The 20,895-nt window shown below is 37.7% G+C and carries 17 protein-coding genes; all 17 read right to left on the bottom strand.

Annotated elements, in window-relative coordinates; translation table 11 throughout:
• Positions 1 to 16: 16 nt before the first annotated feature.
• Positions 17 to 958: a DNA-binding protein WhiA gene (gene whiA, locus BN52_RS06080; RefSeq protein WP_008473496.1), complete on the bottom strand. Its 942-nt coding sequence runs from the start codon at positions 956 to 958 to the stop codon at positions 17 to 19.
• A complete protein-coding gene (locus tag BN52_RS06085; RefSeq protein WP_008473498.1) occupies positions 958 to 1,995 on the bottom strand; it encodes a gluconeogenesis factor YvcK family protein in 1,038 nt (345 codons plus the stop codon). The genes whiA and BN52_RS06085 overlap by 1 nt, the downstream gene beginning before the upstream one ends.
• A gap of 9 nt (positions 1,996 to 2,004) precedes the next feature.
• On the bottom strand, positions 2,005 to 2,880 hold the full coding sequence (gene rapZ / locus BN52_RS06090; RefSeq protein ID WP_008473499.1) for an RNase adapter RapZ: 876 nt from the start codon (positions 2,878 to 2,880) through the stop codon (positions 2,005 to 2,007).
• 104 nt (positions 2,881 to 2,984) lie between these two features.
• On the bottom strand, positions 2,985 to 3,527 hold the full coding sequence (locus BN52_RS06095; protein ID WP_008473500.1) for an HdeD family acid-resistance protein: 543 nt from the start codon (positions 3,525 to 3,527) through the stop codon (positions 2,985 to 2,987).
• 33 nt (positions 3,528 to 3,560) lie between these two features.
• Positions 3,561 to 6,401: an excinuclease ABC subunit UvrA gene (gene uvrA, locus BN52_RS06100; RefSeq protein WP_008473501.1), complete on the bottom strand. Its 2,841-nt coding sequence runs from the start codon at positions 6,399 to 6,401 to the stop codon at positions 3,561 to 3,563.
• Positions 6,391 to 8,439, bottom strand: a complete 2,049-nt coding sequence (gene uvrB, locus BN52_RS06105) for an excinuclease ABC subunit UvrB (RefSeq protein WP_008473502.1) — start codon at positions 8,437 to 8,439, stop codon at positions 6,391 to 6,393. The genes uvrA and uvrB overlap by 11 nt, the downstream gene beginning before the upstream one ends.
• A gap of 110 nt (positions 8,440 to 8,549) precedes the next feature.
• On the bottom strand, positions 8,550 to 10,274 hold the full coding sequence (locus tag BN52_RS06110) for a phospho-sugar mutase (RefSeq protein ID WP_008473504.1): 1,725 nt from the start codon (positions 10,272 to 10,274) through the stop codon (positions 8,550 to 8,552).
• A 150-nt stretch (positions 10,275 to 10,424) separates the two neighbouring features.
• A complete protein-coding gene (trxB, locus tag BN52_RS06115) occupies positions 10,425 to 11,357 on the bottom strand; it encodes a thioredoxin-disulfide reductase (protein ID WP_008473505.1) in 933 nt (310 codons plus the stop codon).
• A 72-nt stretch (positions 11,358 to 11,429) separates the two neighbouring features.
• The gene (locus BN52_RS06120) at positions 11,430 to 12,449 is read right to left on the bottom strand and encodes an NAD(P)H-dependent glycerol-3-phosphate dehydrogenase (RefSeq protein ID WP_008473506.1); all 1,020 of its coding nucleotides are present in this window, start codon (positions 12,447 to 12,449) and stop codon (positions 11,430 to 11,432) included.
• A gap of 36 nt (positions 12,450 to 12,485) precedes the next feature.
• Positions 12,486 to 13,325 (bottom strand): prolipoprotein diacylglyceryl transferase, encoded by an 840-nt coding sequence (gene lgt, locus BN52_RS06125; RefSeq protein ID WP_008473507.1) that lies wholly within the window; start codon positions 13,323 to 13,325, stop codon positions 12,486 to 12,488.
• A gap of 8 nt (positions 13,326 to 13,333) precedes the next feature.
• Complete coding sequence (hprK, locus tag BN52_RS06130) at positions 13,334 to 14,290, bottom strand: HPr(Ser) kinase/phosphatase (protein WP_008473508.1); 957 nt, start codon at positions 14,288 to 14,290, stop codon at positions 13,334 to 13,336.
• Between the two features lie 11 nt (positions 14,291 to 14,301).
• Entirely contained in the window at positions 14,302 to 14,568 is a 267-nt protein-coding gene (locus BN52_RS06135) for a hypothetical protein (protein ID WP_008473509.1), read from the bottom strand.
• 8 nt (positions 14,569 to 14,576) lie between these two features.
• Positions 14,577 to 15,693 (bottom strand): peptide chain release factor 2 gene (prfB, locus tag BN52_RS06140; RefSeq protein ID WP_156640919.1). Its coding sequence is split into 2 segments (ribosomal slippage): positions 14,577 to 15,620 and positions 15,622 to 15,693, totalling 1,116 coding nucleotides; the frame shifts between segments, so codons are not numbered across the junction.
• A 56-nt stretch (positions 15,694 to 15,749) separates the two neighbouring features.
• Positions 15,750 to 18,149, bottom strand: a complete 2,400-nt coding sequence (gene secA, locus BN52_RS06145; protein ID WP_008473511.1) for a preprotein translocase subunit SecA — start codon at positions 18,147 to 18,149, stop codon at positions 15,750 to 15,752.
• 135 nt (positions 18,150 to 18,284) lie between these two features.
• On the bottom strand, positions 18,285 to 18,830 hold the full coding sequence (hpf, locus tag BN52_RS06150) for a ribosome hibernation-promoting factor, HPF/YfiA family (protein WP_008473512.1): 546 nt from the start codon (positions 18,828 to 18,830) through the stop codon (positions 18,285 to 18,287).
• An 80-nt stretch (positions 18,831 to 18,910) separates the two neighbouring features.
• On the bottom strand, positions 18,911 to 19,615 hold the full coding sequence (locus BN52_RS06155; protein WP_008473513.1) for a ComF family protein: 705 nt from the start codon (positions 19,613 to 19,615) through the stop codon (positions 18,911 to 18,913).
• Positions 19,612 to 20,895: a helicase-related protein gene (locus BN52_RS06160; protein WP_008473514.1), complete on the bottom strand. Its 1,284-nt coding sequence runs from the start codon at positions 20,893 to 20,895 to the stop codon at positions 19,612 to 19,614. Before BN52_RS06160 ends, BN52_RS06155 begins: the two co-directional genes overlap by 4 nt.

The raw sequence follows: 20,895 nt of genomic DNA on the forward strand, positions 1-20,895 counted from the left end.
CTCTTGAGTTATCTATCTATTCTTCTGTCCGTAAATTAGCTGCAATTTCTTTCAATTTCTTAAACCGGTGATTTACTCCCGACTTTGAAATTGGTCCATCAGGAACTTGCATCGCTAATTCTTTTAGGGATAATTCTGGATGTTTTAGTCTAAATCTTGCTAAAGTAGCTAATTTTTCAGGTAAACTATCCAAACCCTGTTTTTTATCAATTAATTCAATATCTTCAATTTGCTTAGCTGCTGCTGAAGCCGTCTTTTTCAAGTTGGCCGTATCACAATTTACCAAGCGATTAACCGAATTGCGCATATCGCGCATAATTCGTAAATCTTCAAACGCCAGCATAGCATTCAATGCCCCAACAATATGTAAGAAATCGCCAATCTTTTCAGCTTCTTTGATATAAACAATATATCCACGTCTTCTACTTGTTGTTCGCGCATTTAAATAGAAGTATTTATTCATCAATTCTGCCAAGCCATCATTATGATCCTCATATGTTGAATAAATCTCCAAATGATAGCGACTGGTTTCTGGATTATTGACGCTACCTCCTGCTAAAAATGCGCCTCGTAAATATGACATTGCTCCTTCTCTTGAAGCCATAATTCGACTAGGAACGTGAGTTACAAAGCCTTCCTGGTCATCCCATATTTGCAGTTCTTCTAAAATTTCTTTTACATTACGTTGCAATCGAACCAAATATTGATTATTTTTCTTCAGTTTCATTTTTCTCGAAACAATCAATAATGGTTCAATTTTAAAGGCAACTTTAATTAACTTAAAAATTCTTCGAGCAATCGCTGGATTTTCTGTAGTAATATCCAAACTAAACTGGTGGTCATGCAAGTTCAGGACCCCATTCATCCGCAAGAAAGCTGCTAATTCGGCTTTGGCATGCTCAGGATGAAGTTCTAACGCTGTTAATTCTTTTTTTACATCACTTGCATAACTTGCCATTAATTTTCATCCAACCTTCTACGTGACATTGCTTCAAATGCCAAATTGATAATCTCTTTCCCGACTTTTTTACCATCGTGAAATACCAGTCCATGACGTTGATCAATGAAATCATCAGTTATCACACGACATTCCTGAGCCCTTAATCCCGCAAAATCATTTCTTACTGGCTCAAGATAGGCATCATAATCTTCAGGATGGAACTTGCTCATATCAATCTTGGCCCCATTTACTAAAGCAGTATTAATATAATGTCCACCTAAATGTTCATTGATTACGCGAACATGATCGGCATCACTAAAATGATCGGTTTCGCCTTGCTGAGTCATTATATTGCAGATGTAAATCACTTCTGCTTTAGTTTCTCTAACAGCTTGCCCTAAATTGCTAATCATTAAATTAGGTAAAATCGAAGTAAATAAACTTCCTGGTCCTAACACAACTGCATCAGCTTGCATAATTGTAGCTAAAACTGGCAGTACGGCTCTTGGCTCTTCGTCCGAGTCCGTATCAGTTACCCAAACCCGTTTAATTCGCTTATCTAAAGCCGTAATTTCAGTTTCTCCAGCTTGAATACTACCATCAACGAATTCTGCGTTTAATGTCAATGGTTCGTTGGAAGCTGGAAAGACATGACCATCAACATGCATCATTTTTGACAGAATTTGTACTGCTTCAAAAATATTTCCATGCATTTCATTCAAAGCTGCAATGACCAAATTTCCAATCGCATGTCCTGAAAAGAAAGAATCAGAAGAGTCAAAACGATATTGGAAAATTTCTTTTTCTTCTTGGGATAAGTCACTTAATGAGACAAGAACATTTCTAATATCACCAGGTGGAACTACGTTAATAAAGTTTCTAATTGAACCAGATGAGCCACCATCATCTGAAACAGTTACGATTGCCGTAATTTCAGCATTTTGATCTTTAAGGGCATTTAATACAACTGGTAAGCCGGTTCCTCCACCGATTACGACTACGCGTGGTCTTCTCCCCTTAATAACGCGAATAATTCGATTTTCACCATAAGCCACAGCCTACACCTACTTTCTGATATACCGACTAATCTCGCGGTGAGTAATATCTACCGGATAATCTTTGGCAAGATCTCTTGCCAATTGTTGGGCAATTGAAACACTCCGGTGTTGTCCACCCGTACATCCAATTGCAATAGTTAATTTTTCCTTACCTTCAGCAATATATCCTGGAATTGCCGTCTGTAATAATTCCAACAGCTTTTGGTAGAAAACATGAGTTTCATCTTTTTCCATTACATAGTCAAAAACTCGTTTATCCAATCCAGTAAAAGGACGCAATTCTGGAATATAGAATGGATTTGGCAAAAATCTTACATCCATTACGATATCTGCATCAATTGGCATCCCATATTTAAAACCAAATGACATTACCTCAATTGAGAATGGTTGACGTTCATGTTCACTAAAAGTCGATAACAATTTTTGTCTTAACTCTTTAGTCGACAAACTAGAAGTATCGATCAAGTAGTTTGACCGATTCTTAATCGGCGCCAAAATTCTTCTTTCTTCTTGAATGCCATCAAGCAAACGACCACTAGTAGCTAGTGGTGGCAAGCGCCGGGTTTCTTTGTAACGAGCAACTAAAGTATCATCAGAAGAATCCAAGAACACAATAACTGCCTGCACCTTACCATTATCTTCAAGAGAATTTACTTCATTCAACAAATCTTTGTAGAAGCTCTTAACTCGCAAATCGATAACGACCGCTACCTTTTGGAAATCGTTAGAATTAATCATTAAATCCCAAAAACTGCCCAATAAAGTAGGAGGCAAGTTGTCCACCACAAAATATCCCATATCTTCAAGTGCGTGAGCTGTAACTGTCTTACCTGCACCACTCATACCCGTAACAATAAGCAACTGCTTTTTCTCTTCCGTCATAAAAAAGCCTCCGTTTCAGAAATATTATATCATAGCCGGGTGTTTCATTTGGTGAAATTATCATCAAAAAAAGAATCAAACCAAGTTTGACTCAGTTTGATTCATTACCGATGCATCCAAGCAACTACAACTAGATTTACCCCAGTTACAATCAACCAGAATGCCACTAGCCATATTAAACTTAGAATCGCTAAAACCGGATTTAGTACTAGCATAAAAGCAATAATTAAACTCAAAATATTCATGATCAAATTAAAGATAAAGTAGGTGTTGGAAATAAATTTTAAGTGCCATGCAAACACAATTCCCACAATTGAATCAACCATGAACCAAGTTGCAAATAGAAATGCTAAAGTTAAGCCACCAAACTCATATGAGCCTAAGAACATTATCCCGACTAAAATATCTAGAATTCCGGCGACTAGAGCTGCCCAACTGTGCTGGAATAATAATCTAAATCTGAAATATCCAGCTAACCACACAACCCCTTGAACAATAGATAAAATTCCAAAAATCAAGACAAAAGCCTGCAGTCCTTTATCTGGATGTCTTAACAACAACAATCCGACAATTACCATTAAAATCCCTGAGATTAATGCACCCCAGTCAAAGCCGCCATTGTCGCGATTATAAGAAAAATTATACATAGTTAATAACCCCCTATATATATTCTACTATTTTTACCGCTCAGCTTCTTTAGTTAATTTAGTATCTCTTAATAGGATTGGTTTTAAGTACTTGCCAGTATAACTACCTTCAACCTTAACTAGTTCCTCTGGTGTACCTGTAGCCACGATTTGGCCACCACCTTCGCCACCTTCGGGACCTAAATCAATCAACCAATCTGCGCATTTAATCACATCAAGATTATGTTCAATAATTAATACCGTATTACCTTCATCAACTAGACGCTGTAAAACCGTCATTAATCGTTTGATATCTTCAGTGTGGAGCCCTGTCGTTGGTTCATCAAGAATATAAAAATTCTTGCCCGTAGATAGCTTTTGCAGTTCGGCTGCTAATTTCATTCTTTGAGCTTCTCCACCAGAAAGAGTGGTTGCAGGTTGTCCCAACTTGATATAACCTAAACCAACATCTACGATTGTCTGAAGCTTACGTTCGATTTTAGGAATATTTGAGAAAAATTTAGTAGCTTCATTGATAGTCATATCTAGAACTTGGGAAATATTCTTTTCCCGGTATGTTACTTCAAGCGTTTCTGAATTATAGCGATGGCCATGACATACCTCACAAGGAACATAAACATCAGGTAAGAAATTCATTTCGATCTTGATGATTCCATCACCATGGCAAGCCTCACAACGGCCTCCTTTAACATTGAAAGAAAACCGTGCCTTAGTATAGCCCCGCATTTTGGCTTCATTTGTTTGAGCAAATAAAGTTCTAATATCATCAAACACGCTAGTATATGTTGCTGGGTTACTTCTTGGCGTACGACCGATTGGACTTTGATCGATATCAATGATTTTTTCAATATTTTCGTAACCCGTAATCTTCTTAAACTTACCTGGTTTAGTTGAATTGTGATTTAATTTTTGCGCAAGTACCCGCTTTAAAATCATATTTACCAAAGTTGATTTTCCTGAACCAGAAACCCCTGTAACAACTACTAATTTTCCTAAAGGAAACGCAACATCAATATCCTTTAAATTGTTTTCACTTGCTCCCTTGATGGTGATCTTCTTACCATTCCCTTTGCGTCTTGTAAGAGGCACCGGAACAAATTTTTTACCAGATAGATACTGACCGGTCAATGATTTAGGGTTATTAGCTACTTCTTCAGGTGTACCAGCAGCCATTACCTCGCCACCATAAACTCCAGCACCTGGTCCCATATCAACCAAATAATCAGCTTGGCGCATAGTTTCATCATCATGCTCAACTACAATCAATGAATTGCCCAAATCACGCATTCGTTTTAATGAAGCAATTAACCGATCATTATCTCTTTGATGTAAACCAATCGAAGGTTCATCAAGAACATACATTACCCCAGAAAGATTTGAGCCAATTTGCGTTGCTAATCTAATACGTTGAGCTTCCCCACCAGAAAGGGTATTAGCCGATCGCGATAGAGTTAAATAATCAAGACCAACACTATTTAAGAACGATAGCCGGTCCCGTACTTCTTTTAAGATCGGTTTAGCAATCGCTGTCTTCTGTTCATTAAATTTTATTTCTTTGAAAAATTTTTCTGCCTTGCTGATAGGTAATTCAGAAGCTTCCGCAATGTCTTTGCCAGCAACTTTTACCGCTAATGCTTTTTCATTCAAACGCTTGCCGTGGCAGGTTGAACAAGTTAATTCTGTCATATATTTACCCATCACATCCCGCATGAATTGCGACATCGGATGATGATAACGACGATCAACATTATTCAACACGCCTTCAAATGCTTGCGTGGTATCATTTACACCAAAATCGCCATCTAAGTGGAAACTAATTTCCTTTTTTGCACCTCGCAAAATCATTTCCTTTTGACGGGCAGTCAACTTATTGAACGGCTTATCCATTGGGATCTTCAAGGCGGAACAAGCTTGTTCAAGCATTTGCGTATAATATTTTGAACCTTTCCAAGGTGCTAATGCTCCTTGAGCCAAGGTTAAAGTCTTATCAGGAACTACTAAATCTTCATCAACTGATAGTTTCATCCCTAATCCATCACAATCTGGGCAAGCACCAAATGGAGCATTAAATGAAAACAATCGTGGTTCCATTTCACCTACTGTGAAACCACAAAGAGGACAAGCATAATATTCTGAAAAGACTAATTTTTCACCACCAACAACATCGACATTCATATACCCATCAGCTAGACGCAATGCACTTTCAATAGAATCAAACAAACGTGACCGAATGCCAGCTTTTACAATCAAGCGATCAACGACAATATCAATCGAGTGGCGCTTATTCTTATCAAGATCAAACTCATCTGTTACTTCGTGCATTTCGCCATCAACGATCACCCGTACAAAACCAGATCGTTGTACTCGTTTAAAAACTTCTTTATGCTCTCCGCGCTTTTGACGAATGATTGGCGCCAAAACTTGAATCTTGCTTCGCTCAGGTAACGCCAAAATGATATCAGCCATCTGATCCACACTTTGACGTTCAATGATTGTCCCATCATTTGGACAAACAGGAACACCAACTCTAGCCCATAACAATCTTAGATAATCATTAATCTCGGTAACTGTTCCTACAGTAGAACGAGGATTATGTGAGGTGGTTTTTTGATCAATTGAAATTGCTGGATTTAAGCCATCAATTGAATCAACATCGGGCTTATCCATTTGACCCAAAAATTGTCTGGCATAACTTGATAACGACTGAACATATCTTCTTCTACCTTCAGCATATAAAGTATCGAAGGCTAGCGAACTTTTTCCTGAACCAGATAAGCCAGTAACGACTACCAGTTTATCCTTAGGAATCGTCAAATTAATATCCTTTAAATTATGTTCTCGTGCACCGCGAATGGTAATTTTATTATTTGCCATTGAAATCTTTACCTTTTTTCTTCTTTACAACTCTGCTTGAATTTTCTAATTCTATAATTGCATCCCGCAAGTTAGCAGCTTCTTCGAAATTCAACTTTTTAGCAGCTTCTTGCATTTGTTGTCTTAACGACTTAATCATGGTTTGCTTTTGTTTAGCTGTCAACTCATCAAAGTTAAGATCTGCAAAACTATCAGACTTCTTATCTTTATCATCTTTCGTAGCTTTAAGCGCCGAAATGGCATCTCTAACCGGCTTAATAATCGTCTTAGGAACAATACCATGTTCCTCATTGAACTTCATCTGAATGCTTCTTCTGCGGTTAGTTGCATCAATTGCTGCTTTCATTGAATCAGTCATATTATCAGCGTACATGATTACTTCACCATTAGCATTTCTAGCAGCACGACCCATGATTTGCACTAATGGCCGATATGCCCGTAAAAAGCCTTCTTTATCAGCATCAAGAATTGCCACTAAAGATACTTCTGGCACGTCGATTCCCTCTCGAAGTAGGTTAATACCAACCAGTACGTCAAATTTTCCTAATCGCAGATCTCTTAATATCTGCATTCGTTCTAACGTTTTAATATCCGAATGCAAATAACGCACCTTGATGCTAAGATCCTTCAAATAATCAGTCAAATCTTCTGCCATCTTTTTGGTAAGCGTAGTTACAAAGACTCGTTCATTGCGCTCTATTCGCAAATTAATCTCCGCAACCAAATCGTCGATCTGACCTTCAATTGGTCTAACCTCAATTTTAGGATCAAGCAAGCCAGTCGGACGAATTATCTGTTCTACTTTATGACTAGTTCGATTTAACTCATAATCACCGGGAGTTGCCGAAACATATAGAATTTGATTGACATGTTTTTCAAATTCTTCCAGCTTAAGTGGCCGGTTATCCAAAGCTGATGGCAAACGAAAGCCGTAATCAATCAAAGTTTGTTTACGATTTCGGTCTCCATTATACATTGCCCGTATTTCAGGCATAGTAGCATGAGATTCATCGATTAAAATCAAGAAGTCATCAGGGAAGAAATCTAGCAAGGTATACGGCGGTTCTCCAGCCTTTCTGCCTTCCATGTGACGAGAATAATTTTCTATTCCGCTGGTAAAACCTACTTCACCGATCATTTCCATATCGTAAGTAGTACGTTGTTTAATTCTTTGAGCCTCCAGCAATTTTCCCTCGCCTTCAAATTTCTTGACTTGAAGGTTCATTTCTTCTGAGATTGCAGCTAAAGCACGTTTAATTTGCTCATCATTGGTCATGAAGTGCGTGGCTGGGAAAAGTGAAATTGTTTCTCGCTCACCCAATACCTCTCCAGTTAATGAGTCGATTTCAACGATGCGATCAATTTCATCACCAAAAAATTCAATCCGATAAGCATGATTGGAATTTCCTGCAGGGAAGATTTCCACCACATCGCCACGAACACGAAACCGACCACGTTGAAAATCAATATCATTTCGATCATATTGAATATTGACCAAGTCTTTCAACAAAGTATTGCGCTCATATTCGTCACCTTCATGAATCGTTAAAACGCTTCTTGCATATTCTTTAGGATCACCCAAGCCGTAGATACATGATACTGATGCCACAACAATAACATCATTGCGTTCCATCAAAGCACTCGTAGCAGCATGTCGCAATTGATCAATTTCATCATTAATCGCTGAATCTTTTTCGATATAAGTATCAGATTGAGGTACATAAGCTTCCGGTTGATAATAATCATAGTAAGAAACAAAGTACTCAACTGCATTGTGGGGAAAGAAGTTCTTAAATTCTCCATAAAGCTGACCAACAAGAGTTTTATTATGAGAAATTACTAGTGTTGGCTTATTCAATTTGGCAATAGTATTGGCCATGGTAAAGGTTTTTCCAGTACCAGTAGCTCCTTCAAGGATCTGTTCCTTGTAACCCTTTTGAAAGCCAGAAACCAAGCTATCAATCGCTTCTTGTTGATCGCCAGCTGGCTTAAACTTCGAAACCAATTCAAACTTACGATTGTTTTGTCGTTTAATCATAGAACATCCCTTTATTTTAAAACCTATACTGTAAAAAAAGCTGGACTGGGAAGCCCAACTTTTGATGTATATATTTTACTACAGTCTAAGCACTAATAATAATTTTTTGCTTATTTAGTCAATGCTTCTAAGGCCTTTTGATAAGCTTGAGCTAATTGTTTAGCAGCTTGAATCGTTGGTTGGTTAACGCCAACATAAGCTTTGATTACTGGTTCGGTACCGGATGGTCTAAGAGCAACCCAAGTTTCATCAGCTAAGAAGTACTTCAAGACATTCGATTTAGGGAAGCCAGTTAAAGAAGTTTCAACACCATCCTTGGTCGTAGTTTGAAGTAAATAATCTTGGGTTTCCTCGACCTTAACACCATTGATTTCAGTTAGTCGTTCCTCACGCAATTTGGCCATTAATTGTGCCATCTTTGCTTGACCACCAATTCCCGGCATTTCATAAGCTTCGGTAATTTCATAGGCAACACCATATTTTTGCCAAATTTCTTTCAAGCCATCAAAGACGGTCTTACCTTTAGAGGCATAATAGGTTGCTACTTCGGCAAACATTAAGGCACCTTGCATAGCATCTTTATCGCGGGCAAAAGCCTTAAACAAGTACCCATAACTTTCTTCAAAGCCCATTAAGAACTTGCCATCATGGGCCTTATTCATTCGGTCAACTTCTTCACCGATATATTTAAATCCAGTTAAAACATACTTGGTTTTAATACCATATGCTTTAGCAATCTTGAATGGTAGAGCACTTGAAACTATTGAAGTTACTAGTTCATATTCATCGGTTAATTTACCACTTTCTTTAAGGTGAACTAATAAGTAGTTAGCCATCAAAGTTGCAATTTGGTTTCCTGTCAAAACTTGAAAAGTGCCATCTTCACGACGAACCGCTGCTCCCATTCGATCAGCATCGGGATCCGTTGCGATAATAACATTGGCATTTACTTCATTAGCCAATTTAAATCCAGGTTCAAAAACATCGCGAAACTCTGGATTTGGCTTCTTAGTAGTTGGAAACTCTGGATCGATAATTGCTTGACTAGGAACTGGCAATACATTGTCAAAACCGCCTTGACGGAATGCTCTTTCATAGAGCATTTTTCCTGTTCCATGAAGTGGCGTATAAATAATTTTTAGCTTGTCAGCATTGGCTTTAATCAATTCAGGATCAATTGTGACTTGTTGTAGTTCTTGTAAATATGCTTGATCTAAATCTTCACCAATCAATTTAAGAGTTCCATTGGCACATAACTCCTCGATGGGAGCAACTTTAATATTAAAAATATCAGTAACTTTTTGCGCATATGCAAATAATTTGTCAGCATTCTCAGGCGCCATCTGTGCCCCGTCTTCACCATATGCCTTATAACCGTTATATTGTTTAGCATTATGTGAAGCGGTAATGTTAATACCTGCAAACGTGTGTAAATAACGCACGGCAAAAGACAATTCAGGCGTTGGCCGTAAATCATCGAATAAATAAACTTGAATACCATGTGTTGCTAAAATTCTGGCAGCATGTTCCGCAAATTCGCGAGAATGATATCTTGAGTCAAAAGAAATCGCAACACCACGTTTTTTAGCAGTTTCGCCGTTTTCTTCGATTAATCGTGCCATCCCTTCTGTCACTTTGGCAATTGTAAAGAGGTTAATCCGATTAATACCTGGTTCAAGCCGACCTCTCATTCCAGCCGTACCAAAATTGATTTCTTGACCAAAAGCATCGGCAATCCATTTAGGATCTTGACCCAATGTCTCCAATTGTGCTCGTAAATAATCAGGTAAACGATCTGATTTTTTCCATTCTAAAAATAATTCTTCAGCGTTCATAAATGCCTCAACTTCTACATATTTTTATGTCTAATTTCAAAATTCCATCCCATTCGAATCAATAATCCCTAACAAATAAGTTAATCTATTTTGAACGGTAATACAAGGCATAAATAAAAAGTCTATCTCTTTTCAGAGATAGACCTATAATTAATCATTTAAGCTTTGAATATAATTGTAAGCTTCTTGTCCTGCAATACTACCATCACCAACAGCATTAGCAATTTGACGCAAATGCTTTGCACGAACATCTCCTAATGCAAAAATACCAGGTACGCTAGTATGCATTTGTTCGTCAGTAACAACCCAACCTTTTTCATCAAGAATTCCAAGACCCTTAAATGCATCTGATTGTGGCAAGATACCTACATAGATAAATACACCTGCTGCAGGAACTTCTTTTTCTTCACCAGTTTCTTTATCACGGTATTTAACTGCAGTAACTTTATTATCGTCACCAACGATTTCTTCAGTTTGAGCATTCCAAATGAATTTCATCTTTGGATTTGCAAAAGCACGTTTTTGCAAAATTGGTTGAGCACGAAGTTGATCGCGACGGTGAATTACAGTTACTGAGTTGGCCAATTGAGTTAGGTAAATTCCCTCTTCAATGGCTGAATCTCCACCACCGACAACTACTAAATCTTCGCCCTTAAAGAATGGTGCGTCACATACGGCACAGTATGAAACTCCGCGTCCTGAAAATTCTTCTTCACCAGGTACGCCGATCTTACGATGATCGGCTCCAGTGGCAATTACTAATGCAGGAGCAACAAAATCACCATTATCAGTCTTAACGATCTTCTTGTTGCCATCTAATTCGACACTTTGAACATCGCCATATTCAAATTCTGGTTCAAACTTCATCATTGTTTGATACATTTTTTCGCCTAGTTCTGGGCCTTTAACATCGACAAAACCAGGATAGTTGTCAACCGCATCGGTGTTATTCATTGCACCGCCGTAAGGTCCACGATCAAGTACCAAAACCTTCAAGTTTGCACGAGCTGCATAAACAGCTGCGGTCATCCCACCAGGACCTGCACCAATAATAATAACATCATACTCTTTTTGTTCTGTCATAGACTCACCTCATGTGTAACTTACTTTTTACAAGTATCATATCACATAATTTGAACTTTGCAATTTTTTTGCTTAGATGCGAATTTCAGGCTTTGGATCTCTACCCATCATTTCGCTAATTTCAGCATCAACATCACTGTTTTCATAAAGGACACGATAAATTGCTTCACTAATTGGCATATCAATGCCTTTTTCCTCGCATAATTCGTGAACTGCTTTAACAGTAGTAGCACCTTCAACAACTTGACCCATATTCTTCAAAACGTAATCAAGGCTCTTTCCTTCACCAATTTGCTTACCTGCACGCCAATTACGTGAATTCACTGAGGTACAAGTAACGATTAAGTCACCGATTCCGGATAAGCCACTAAAAGTCATTGGTTTAGCACCAAAGTAATTAACACCTAAACGAGTTATTTCCGCAAGTCCACGAGTCATTAAAGCTGCCTTGGCATTATCTTCGTAGTTCTTACCAACTAAAATTCCCGCAGCAATCGCGATTACGTTTTTAACTGCACCACCTACTTCTACACCAATTAAATCATCATTAGTGTAAAGACGTACATAACTATTTGAGAATAATTCTTGGACACGCTTAGCGTTTTCGCTGCTGGTTGATGCACATGAAATTGCAGTTAAGTCTTTTTGCGCCACATTTTCAGCATGACTCGGTCCTGAAATTGCAACGATTCTTTCTTCATGTTCAGGATAAATTTCTTCAGTCAAAATTTCTGAAATTAGCTTTTTGCTTCCTGGTTCAATTCCTTTAGTAGCAGTAACTAATAATGGAGTTTCACCAGTTTTATCCAAGACCTTTTTAACTTCTTTAGCAACGATTCTAATGGCAGCTGTTGGTAAGACAAACAACACTACTTCTGCACCCTTAAGTGCTTCTGCCAAATTATCAGTTGCATAAGCATTAGGATTAAGACTCCAATCCTTCATGTAATGCTTATTTGTATGTTCTTCATTAATTTCACGATTTACTTCAGGCTTGTTACCATAAAAAGTAACATCATTACCATTATCGGCTAACATTGAACCCAAAACTGAGCCCCAAGAACCATTCCCTAATACTGCAATCTTAGTCATTTCTTCTCTCAAACTTTCTATTTATCTAATTCCTATTTAAACTCTTGAATATGGGTATTTTAACCCACTACCTTCAAGATACCACTTTGGCTTCACTTTTACACGTCGATAGATCAGGATTCCAATTCCGGCAAAAAACAGTACCAATGATAATGCCTGAGACACGCGAATAAAGCCACCTATATAAAGGCTATCTGTTCGCAATCCTTCCACAAAGAAGCGCACGACAGCATACCAAATCACATAAAACAAGAATACTTCTCCTTGTTTGAAAAGTCCCTTTCGATGTCTTAATGACAAAATCAAAATCAATCCTAAAAGATTTAACACTGATTCATATAAAAAAGTTGGTTGATAGTAATGCCCATTAATATACATTTGATCAATAATGAATTTAGGCAAATGTAGGCTTTGCAAAAAGGCTAAACTGGTTACTCCACCATGAGCTTCTTGATTCATAAAATTGCCCCAACGTCCCAAAATTTGAGCCGCCATCACTCCTGGCGCAATAATATCAAGCATTAAAAATGGCGGTAACATCCTGCGATAGCAAAAGACTAGTAATACTACAAGTCCTGCCAGCAATCCACCATAGATCGCTATTCCACCTTGCCAAATTGCAATAATTTGATCCGGATGTTGCGAATAATAGCCCCACTCAAAAACTACATAGTAGATTCTTGCACCAACATAACCAAGTGGAACTGCCCACAACAATAAATCAATAAAATCATCGCTAATTATCTGTCGCTTTTTTCCTTCACTTATTGCCATCGTAGTAGCCAATATTATTGCAACTGCCATAATAACGCCATACCACTTAACTGATAAGCTTCCTAGCTGAAAAGCAATCGGGCTCAAAGCCAAACTAATCATTATTTTTTCTAATGCCCCTTTTCACTATCTTTCTTTGAATTATCAGCAATCAAGCTGGCCAAGTTTTCATCAAAGACCTTGCTGGCATCATAACCCATTTTCTTAGCTCTAAAGTTCATCGCTGCAACTTCAATAATAATTTCCAAGTTACGTCCAACCTTTACCGGAATCGTAACTTGTGGAACCTCTACATTACAGATTTCTCGTGTTGCTTCATCAAAGCCTAAACGATCATAGTTGGCATTTTTATCCCAGTTAACTAAATTGATTACTAATTGAATTTCAGCCCGTTGTTTTACTGCACCTGCACCAAACAAATTCATAATATCGATGATGCCAATTCCTCTAATCTCCATCAAGTGCTTTAGAATTTTAGGAGCCTCACCAACTACCGTTTCATGATTCTTTTGATAGACATCAACTCGGTCATCCGCAATTAAACGATTGCCCCGCTGAACTAATCCAAGAGCTGTTTCAGATTTTCCAACTCCTGAGGCACCAACAATTAATACCCCCATACCCTTGATTTCAACAAGAACTCCATGAATACTGGTTCTTTCAGCTAAACGTTGACGCAAATAGTCTGTCAAAATACTCGATAAATACGTAGTAGATTCGCCAGAAATCAGAATGGGAATATGTCTCTTCTCTGCTTCATGTTTCAATTCTTCTGGAATAGGCAATTCTCGTGAAATTAGAAAACAGGGAGTTTCGTCAGTACACATTTTCTTAAATACAGTTTTTCGACTATCATGATCAAGACGAGCTGCATAAGAAATTTCAGTTCTACCCAATAATTGAATTCGTTGCTTAGGATAAAAATCAAAATAGCCAGTTAACTCAAGCCCTGGACGGTAAACATCGCTGACCGTAATCTTCTTATCCTCCACATATTGCTTACCCTGGTAAACGTGAATTACACTCAAATCATCAATTAACTTGCTTAAACTTACAGTTTCAGCCATTTTTGTAACCTCTAATTATTATCATCTACATCTTTGGTTGTGACATCACGAGCTTCTTTTCTACCAGAAGAGGGAAAATCCTCATCTTTAGGTTTTTGCCAATAGAAATTCAACTCTTTGTTAGTTTTCTTACCAGTAAGCTTGTAGTATAACCAAATAATTACAACCGCTACGACAGCAACTGGAATTAAAAAAATCAAGAACTTAAAAACTGCTAGTAAGATTGCCAACACAATCACTGCAATAGCAACTAAAATAATAATTTCAACCAATGTCATTTTTTCACCTATTCAGGATTTTCCTGACTTAATAACCATTGTAAATAAGCATAAATAAATGGCTGTAATTTCCCATCCATTACGCCACTAGTATCAGCAGTTTCATAACCTGTGCGCAAATCTTTGACCATATTGTATGGATGAAAAACATAAGAACGAATTTGCGAGCCCCAACCATTTTCTTTTTGTTCTCCCTTTAAGGCCATTTTTTCTTGGCGCTTCTTTTCTTCTTCTAGGTGGAACAATTTAGCCTTCAGTTCATTCATCGCCATTTCACGGTTTTGTAACTGTGATCTTTGGGCTTGTGAGGTGGTTACAATTCCCGTTGGTAAGTGGGTAATTCTTACCGCACTAGAAGTTTTGTTAATATGCTGACCACCAGCACCACTAGAACGATATACATCAATTCGTAAATCTTTAGGATCGATATCAATTTTGATGCTATCATCAACCTCAGGAATTACTTCTACCGAAGCAAATGATGTATGTCGCCGTTTCGCAGCATCGAAAGGAGAGATTCTGACTAATCGGTGAATACCATGTTCAGATTTCAGCATGCCGTAAGCATTTCTACCTACAATTCTTACACTCACACTCTTCAATCCAGCTTCATCGCCGGCTTCATAATCATTAATTTCAAATTTAAAGCCATCACTTTCGCAATATCTTTGGTACATCCTCAGCAACATTTGACCCCAATCCATTGCTTCTGTTCCACCAGCCCCTGGATGGATTTCCATCAAGGCATTATGAGCATCATATTCGCCAGATAAAAGTAAATCAAGTTCATAGTTCTTGAATTTTTCTTGTAGATCATCCAAATTGTCAGAAATTTCTTGCTGTAATTCTGGATCTGGATCTTCTTTGATTAATTCTAAGGCAGTGCGCACGTCATCAAAGCTATCTGAAAGCTCGACTAATGAATCCCGCTTTTCTTTTAAAATATTAGTTTCGCCAATTAATTTTTGGGCATTTTCTTGATCATTCCAAAAGTCAGGCTCTGCCATTTTTTGCTCGTTGATGGCAATGCTCTCATTAATTGAATCTAAGTCAAAGAGACCTCCTGAAATGATTTAATCTTTTTTGGAGTTCATCTAACACATTTTGGATTTCACTAATTTCCATTTATTAATATCCTTCCTAGTAAAAAAGGAGAAAGTCTAGGACTTTCTCCTCTATTATTAACGACTTAAGTTCCTTCTGATTTCCGCCATCATGAATAAACGAGTAACATCAAATTCAATATTTGAAATCATTTCTTCAAACATGCGATAACCAGATTCTTGGTATTCAACCAAAGGATTAAGCTGTCCATAGCCTCTAAGTCCAATAGATTGACGGAGTTGATCCATCGCATCAATATGATCAGTCCAGCGATCATCTACTACCCGCAAGATAACAACTTTTTCAAATTCAAGCATTTGATCATCATCGCCAAGTGCTTCTTTCTTTTCTTTAAAGTTCTCAGCTACAATGTCATAAAGTTTTTGCTTCAATTGATCAACAGTAATTGTCTTGTAGTCAATCTTTTCTGCTGTTTCTTCAGCGGCTAGACTAGAAACGATGAAATCACGTAATGAATCCAAACGCCAATCCTTCCGATCACCTTGAGTAAACATATCAACTTGGTGATCAATTGTCCGATGAATCATTGGAATCAAAATATATTCCAATGAGTGATCTTCTTCAATTACTTTCATTCTTTCGCTATAGATGATTTCACGTTGGATTCTCATAACATCGTCGTATTGCAAGGTTTGCTTACGAGTATCGTAGTTGTTACCTTCGACACGCTTTTGAGCAGATTCCACTTGGCGGGTAATTAAGCGACTTTCAATCACCTTATCTTCATCATTGTCTGATAAACGATCTAGGAAATTCTTTACTCGATCACCACCAAAACGTTTCATCAAGTCATCTTCAAGTGAAAGATAGAATCTAGTATAACCAGGGTCTCCCTGACGACCTGAACGTCCACGAAGCTGATTATCAATTCTTCTTGATTCGTGACGTTCAGTACCAATAACAGCTAATCCACCTAATTCTTTTACACCAGGCCCCAACTTAATATCAGTACCACGACCAGCCATGTTAGTAGCGATCGTTACGGCACCACGTTGACCAGCATTCATAATAATTTGGGCTTCTTTAGCGTGGTTTTTCGCATTCAAAACTGCATGAGGGATTCCTTCACGGTCAAGCATCTTACTCAATCTTTCGGAACTTTCGATCGCTACAGTACCAACCAATACCGGTTGCCCCTTGGCATGGCGAGCCTTAATTTCTTTAACTACTGCTTCAAACTTAGAATCTAAAGTTGGGTACAAAAGATCCGGCATATCTTTTCTAGCAATTGGACGGTTCGTAGGAATCGTAATAACTTGCATATTGTAGATTTCACGGAATTCTTCTTCTTCAGTCTTAGCAGTACCAGTCATACCTGAAAGCTTCTTGTACATTCTGAAGAAATTCTGGTAAGTAATAGTTGCTTGAGTCTTTGATTCTTCCTGAATCTTTACTCCTTCTTTAGCTTCAATTGCTTGGTGCAAACCGTCTGAATAACGACGACCTTCCATTACACGACCTGTAAAGGAATCAACGATCATAACTTCGCCGTCTTGAACCACATAATCAATATCCTTCAACATGATGTAGTTGGCTCTCAAGGCTTGATCAATATGGTGCACCAACTTTTGGTTTTCAACATCGTAAAGGTTGCGTAAACCAAAGTGTTCAGTAGCCTTCTTAATACCAGTCCTAGTTAAAGAAATGGTCTTGGTTGGCCAGTCAATCTTGTAGTCACCATAATCCTTATCATCGTCAGCATCATCATCACTCTTGTCTTCAGTCAAAGTCTTAACAAAACGATCTGCTCTAATGTAGTCGCTATTAGCTTGTTCTGCTTGACCTGAAATGATCAAAGGAGTTCTAGCTTCATCGATCAAAATTGAGTCAGTTTCATCGATAATTGCATAGTTTAATTGGCGTTGTACCATTTGTTCCTTGTAGACAACCATGTTATCACGCAAGTAATCGAAACCTAACTCTGAGTTAGTTGAGTACGTAACGTCACAATTATAAGCTTCACGCTTTTCATCGGCTGACATTGAATTGAGGTTCAAACCAACAGTCAATCCTAACCAACGATATAGTTGCCCCATTTCGCTTTCGTCACGACTTGAAAGATATTCGTTAACCGTAACAACGTGTACACCCTTACCTTCCAAAGCATTCAAATATACCGGCATAGTTGCAGTCAAAGTCTTACCTTCACCAGTCATCATTTCGGCGATGTTACCAAAGTGTAAGGCAATACCACCCAAGATCTGAACGTGGAATGGGTATAAACCTAAGACACGTTTAGCACCTTCCCGGGCAACTGCAAAAGCTTCTGGTAAAAGATCATCTAGGGTTTCGCCATCATTCAAACGAGCACGAAATTCTGGAGTCTTAGCTTGCAATTGATCGTCAGATAACTTTGCCATTTCATCTGCATATGATTCAACCTTATCTGCGATCTTTTCAAATTTTTTGAGTTCTCTTTTATCTGCGTTATAAAGTTTTTTGATAATGTTTACCATTAAATCGGTCCTTATATGTTGAAAGTCTAAAAATACAGAATAATTTTACCATGATTATCGAAAAATTTAAAATTATTCATAACAAAAGCCTCGCACAAAATGCACGAGGCCATTATTAGCCAATAATTTCAAGCTTTATTCATTAGTTTCAATCAAGCCATAGCGTCCATCATTTCTGCGGTAAACTACGCTTGTACCATTAGTTTCAGCATCTTGGAAGACAAAGAAATCATGTCCCAACATGTCCATTTGCAAAATTGCTTCTTCTGGTTCCATTGGTTTCAAACTAACACGCTTGTTACGTACAATATCAAATTCACCAGTCTTCTTTTCTTCTTCAGCAGGTGTTTCTACGAAGAAGTCTTGAAGACCCTTTTCACGACTCTTACGGTTTACGCGAGTCTTGTATTTTCTAATTTGGCGTTCAAGCTTTTCGGAGACGAAATCAATACTACGATACATATCGTCCGTGGTTTCTTCAGCTCTTAATACTAAGTATGGTAATGGGATAGTTACCTCAACTTTAGCCGAGTGATCACGATAAACCTTCAAGTTTACATGGGCGATAACATCTTGACTTAATTCAAAATATTTCTCCAACTTCTTCAAACGTTTATCAACATAACTTCTTAAAGCATCTGTAACTTCGATATTTTCTCCACGAACATTGTACTTTAACATATAAGATTCTCCTTTCACTGCAATGCAGTTTTTCTTTACACCTTTATTATACCAGAAATTGAAAGCGTTTAATAATATATCTATCGACAAATTGAAAAGCTTTCAATTGTTACATTCGGATTTTCTAATAAAAGGCTATCACGCGCATGGTATAAGGTTCTTCCTGTTGTATAAATATCATCTAATAATAGTATTTTATTATTTTTATGTATCTCAATATGGTGTTGGTTACGATAAGTAGTATCAACATAAAACATTTGTGGCGTATTAAGACGTTCTGCTTTATTCTTTTCTCCTTGTGCAGACGATCCTGACAACTTCTTAAGTAGTGGCGTCAATGGAACTAATTCCTGATAAATTGCGGTAATCGTATCAAAACCACGTTTTTTTAGGTGCTCAGGTGAACTAGGAATTGGAATATAAAAATCATAGTCTATCTTCATCAGTTGCTTACTACATAATTCTCGCAAAACACCATAAAGCATATAATCTCCATACCGTTTATATTGTACCATCAAGTCATGAAATTCTTGATTATAGCGATAAAGACTATGATGATGCAATAATTGCTGATCATATTGTTTTTGCCAGATTTTGCAATCCTGACAGATACCTGCTTCAGACAAATTCTTTGAACATACCATACACCTGATAGCCGATAATTTTTCAAATTTCGCCCAGCAATGTGGGCATAAATTTTCTTTGCGTTTGCCCTTAAAAACAAATAACTCAGCTAAATTAAGCTCGGGCAAAAACAATTGCCCACACAATAAGCATTCTCTCATTGATTCATCTCTTTAATCTGTTTCATCGCAGCTTTTAGTTGCTTTGTATATCGGTGATAGCAATATAACACTCTACCATTACGATCATTTTTGTCACGACCTACTCTTCCGGCAATTTGTACTAAACTAGCTGTCGTGTAAATCGGATCATCAGCTGCAATAATAATCACCCATACATGTCTAAAAGTTACTCCACGTTCTAAGATAGTTGTTGTAACCAAAACTTTTGTTTTGCCCTCACGAAAATTTTGAACTTTATCAAGCCTTCGCTTATCTGTTGCATGCACGCCTGCAACTGTTTGATTATCTGAACAAAGTTTTTTCACTTCTTTGACATATGTATCAATCTCTGAAATTCTTGGTACAAACAACAAAAGTGGATGACCGGTAGCAATAATTTTTCGAATTTCTTTTTGCAAATTTTGATTTAGTTGACCTTTTTGGTTAATAAACGGTTTTAAAAATAATTTCTGCTCTGGTACTGGTAACAATCCTCCATGGAAACGTCGTTTTAATGTCAATTTACACAATTTATTTTGCTTGACTTGTTCCAATAAATCTGCTGTAGGCGTAGCCGTTAAAAACACTTTTCTCCCCGTCACCTTCACAGAATTTAAAGCTCCAAAATGCAATTGCGGGTCGTTGACGTAAGGAAAAGAGTCAACCTCATCGATTACCAATAAATCGAAAGCATGATAAAATTTCAGTAATTGATGCGTTGTGCAAATCGTCAGTTGCTCTAGGCCTGGGTCGGAATATTCTCGTCCATGATATTTGCCGATCGTCATCTTCACAAAAGCTTCACTTAAACGTGGGTAAAGCTCATTCACTACATCTATTCTTGGTGTAGCAATACATGCACGTTTCCCTTGAGCCAAACATTGCGCTAGTAACGGAAATAGCATCTCTGTTTTCCCAGCCCCAGTAACTGCATGAACTAGTGAATCAATCCCAGTAAGATAGTTTTTTACTAAGCAATTTGAAATTTTAGCTTGTTCAGGTGTCAATTCCCCGTGCCAAGTTAATCCTCCATCACTCACTTGAGGAAATTCGATATTTTGGTCATATCTAACAAGCACCTCACCTTCAGTGATCCTTCCAAGTCCAATACAAGTTCGACAGTACCGCTGACCGCTTGGCAATTTAGTTTGGACAATATTACCACAACGATTACAGTGATCAGCTTGAATGCCTGGAATTATCGTTAATTCAGAATTTTCAGATATACTAGTACTTGCTTGGGGCCATTGCCGACCAATTAGTTTCTCTGATATTTTCAT

Source organism: Lactobacillus gigeriorum DSM 23908 = CRBIP 24.85 (assembly GCF_000296855.1).
Taxonomy (GTDB): domain Bacteria; phylum Bacillota; class Bacilli; order Lactobacillales; family Lactobacillaceae; genus Lactobacillus; species Lactobacillus gigeriorum.

What these genes read in the sequence shown, in the direction of transcription:
- whiA (WP_008473496.1), bottom strand. Translation starts at nt 958, where the DNA reads ATGGCAAGTTATGCAAGTGATGTAAAAAAAGAATTAACAGCGTTAGAA.
- rapZ (WP_008473499.1), bottom strand. Translation starts at nt 2,880, where the DNA reads ATGACGGAAGAGAAAAAGCAGTTGCTTATTGTTACGGGTATGAGTGGT.
- BN52_RS06095 (WP_008473500.1), bottom strand. Translation starts at nt 3,527, where the DNA reads ATGTATAATTTTTCTTATAATCGCGACAATGGCGGCTTTGACTGGGGT.
- uvrA (WP_008473501.1), bottom strand. Translation starts at nt 6,401, where the DNA reads ATGGCAAATAATAAAATTACCATTCGCGGTGCACGAGAACATAATTTA.
- uvrB (WP_008473502.1), bottom strand. Translation starts at nt 8,439, where the DNA reads ATGATTAAACGACAAAACAATCGTAAGTTTGAATTGGTTTCGAAGTTT.
- BN52_RS06110 (WP_008473504.1), bottom strand. Translation starts at nt 10,274, where the DNA reads ATGAACGCTGAAGAATTATTTTTAGAATGGAAAAAATCAGATCGTTTA.
- trxB (WP_008473505.1), bottom strand. Translation starts at nt 11,357, where the DNA reads ATGACAGAACAAAAAGAGTATGATGTTATTATTATTGGTGCAGGTCCT.
- BN52_RS06120 (WP_008473506.1), bottom strand. Translation starts at nt 12,449, where the DNA reads ATGACTAAGATTGCAGTATTAGGGAATGGTTCTTGGGGCTCAGTTTTG.
- lgt (WP_008473507.1), bottom strand. Translation starts at nt 13,325, where the DNA reads ATGATTAGTTTGGCTTTGAGCCCGATTGCTTTTCAGCTAGGAAGCTTA.
- hprK (WP_008473508.1), bottom strand. Translation starts at nt 14,290, where the DNA reads ATGGCTGAAACTGTAAGTTTAAGCAAGTTAATTGATGATTTGAGTGTA.
- BN52_RS06135 (WP_008473509.1), bottom strand. Translation starts at nt 14,568, where the DNA reads ATGACATTGGTTGAAATTATTATTTTAGTTGCTATTGCAGTGATTGTG.
- secA (WP_008473511.1), bottom strand. Translation starts at nt 18,149, where the DNA reads ATGGTAAACATTATCAAAAAACTTTATAACGCAGATAAAAGAGAACTC.
- hpf (WP_008473512.1), bottom strand. Translation starts at nt 18,830, where the DNA reads ATGTTAAAGTACAATGTTCGTGGAGAAAATATCGAAGTTACAGATGCT.
- BN52_RS06155 (WP_008473513.1), bottom strand. Translation starts at nt 19,615, where the DNA reads ATGAGAGAATGCTTATTGTGTGGGCAATTGTTTTTGCCCGAGCTTAAT.
- BN52_RS06160 (WP_008473514.1), bottom strand. Translation starts at nt 20,895, where the DNA reads ATGAAAATATCAGAGAAACTAATTGGTCGGCAATGGCCCCAAGCAAGT.